Genomic DNA, 2,145 nt, shown 5'->3' on the forward strand with positions numbered 1-2,145 from the left:
GCATCATCACCATCACGCTGGAAGCGATCGTCAACGTCGTCGATCACGGCATGAACATCCAGGAAGCGATCGACGCGCCGCGCATCCACCACCAATGGCTGCCCGACACGGTCTATATCGAGCCGTTCGGCCTGTCGCCGGACACCGAAAAACTGCTTGCCAGCATGGGCTACCACCTCGATCTCGCCGACGCGAGCTGGGGTGAGGCGGCCGGCATCCTGGTCGGCGGCAAGAGCCTGGCCGAGATCGAGAAGGGCGGCGGCGGCCGCTACAACGGCGCCATCGACAGCCGCGCCGCTTCCGGCGAGGCCATCGGATATTAGGTTATTCTCTTGAGTTAAGTGACCAGCGCAATGGTCGACGCGATCCCCCCGCTTCGCGGCGGGCGAGGTACCCAGGCCTTGAGAGGTCGAGGGACAGCACCCTGCCAATTTCCCCCGCGGGGAAATTGGCAGCTTCGCGGAAGGTGCAAGCGGTGTCCAGTTCTCCGGCTCTAGCCTTCGAGGCGAGGAAAAATGCCGCCGCAATGACGACCAGGAGGCCCGTTCCCGATAATGAAGGATCCGCCTGTAAACCGTGCCAGCTTCCGTTGTCGGAGAAACGCCGCAAACCACCTGGGTCACTCACATCAGGGGTCACAGATGGCTCTCGTTGCGCCGACGTTCCTCTGGACAGTTGCGAAACGTAGGAGCAAGTTTGTCAGGCCGAAGGGTGATCAGCCAAGGAGCGCGACGATGTTCATGAAGCATGTCATTCGACTCGCACTGTTTGCCACGTTATTGGCCTCGATGGAGGCCAGAGCCGAGACGTTGCCACTGCCGGCAAATCTCATCGGGGCGGCTTCCGATGCCGGTGAAACGCTCCTGATCGAGGCCGATGCCCGGGAAGCCTATTTTCCGCTGGCCATAAATTTCGTCACCCAGAAGAACCAAGCTTTTTGTGGGGTGGCCAGCAGTGTCATGGTTCTGAATGCCATTGGCGTTCCAGCCCCACCAGTGCCCGAGTACGACCCCTACAGCACCTTCACTCAGGACAATCTTCTGGATGCCCGCAGCGAGCAGGTCATTCCGGCTGAGACAATCAAAAAGCAGGGCATGACCTTAGATGAATTGGGTGGCCTTCTTGCCTTGCAGCCCGTGCAGGTTGAAGTGCGACATGCTGCTGACAGCAGCCTGGACACCTTCCGCAAGGAGGCCCGAGGCTATCTCGCGACCAAAAAGCAGTTTGTCATCGTCAATTACTTGCGCAAAGCCATGGGCCAGGAAAAAGGCGGCCACATCTCGCCCTTGGCCGCCTATGATGCCGAGACCGACCGTTTCCTCATCCTCGACGTTGCCCGCTACAAATATCCCCCCGTCTGGGTGACGACAGCCGACCTATTTAACGCGATGAACACGCAGGACTCGGACAATGCCAACCGTACGCGGGGTTATGTTCTGATTGCTGCCAAGCCCTGATGTTGGCTAGCCCGGGTTGCAAATCGATTCTATGAGGGGTCGGAATAAGAACTGTTCCCCCCAGACACGCTAAGGTCAAACGGATCGTGAGCTTTCGTCACGAATGCGCATGATCGTCTGCCGGCTGGTCGCAAACTTTCTGGCGGCGGCCGAAACACTCATCCCGTGGCCAGATCGTCGCGCAGGTCCTGCTTCTGCTTTTCGCTGAGGGTCGAGGGGCGACCGAGAGCCTTGCCTTCCGACTTGGCGCGTTTGAGGCCGGACTGGGTGCGTTCGATCAGCAAATCCCGCTCGAACTGTGCGACAGCATTGAGCACGTTCATGGTCATCGTCCCGGCCGAGCTGGTAAGGTCGACGCCGCCAAGAGCGAGGCAATGAACGCGCTCGCCCATTTCGGCCAGGGTCCGGACCGTGGAACTGACGTCGATGGCGTCGCGGCCGAGACGATCAAGCTTGGTCACGATCAGTATGTCCCCTGATTCCAGCCGATCGATAAGCCGCGTGAAGCCCTGCCGTTGCGCAATGGCCGTGCTTCCGGAAACCGTCTCGGTGATGATGCGGCGCGGCTCGACGTGGAAGCCTGCGGCTTCGATTTCCTGAATCTGGTTCTCGGTGGTCTGCCCGGTTGATGCCGAAGGGCTTTGGTGAGAGCCAGGAGACGACGCACTATTCGATCGTCGACAATGAT

At 59.8% G+C, this 2,145-nt stretch carries 2 protein-coding genes and 1 pseudogene; 2 read left to right on the forward strand and 1 reads right to left on the reverse strand.

Translation table 11 applies throughout. The features are described from left to right. Positions 1–323: gamma-glutamyltransferase (locus tag BQ8482_RS38975; RefSeq protein WP_244602619.1), on the forward strand; the 323-nt coding region annotated here is incomplete at its 5' end. Positions 324–734: 411 nt separating this feature from the next. After that, a complete protein-coding gene (locus BQ8482_RS05670) occupies positions 735–1,457 on the forward strand; it encodes a phytochelatin synthase family protein (protein ID WP_244602620.1) in 723 nt (240 codons plus the stop codon). A 75-nt stretch (positions 1,458–1,532) separates the two neighbouring features. Here BQ8482_RS05670 and BQ8482_RS05675 read toward each other — a convergent pair. Beyond that, positions 1,533–2,059: pseudogene (locus tag BQ8482_RS05675) on the reverse strand (recombinase family protein). Between the last annotated feature and the right edge of the window lie 86 nt (positions 2,060–2,145).

Origin of the sequence: Mesorhizobium delmotii (assembly GCF_900149755.1) — a bacterium.
Taxonomy (GTDB): domain Bacteria; phylum Pseudomonadota; class Alphaproteobacteria; order Rhizobiales; family Rhizobiaceae; genus Mesorhizobium; species Mesorhizobium delmotii.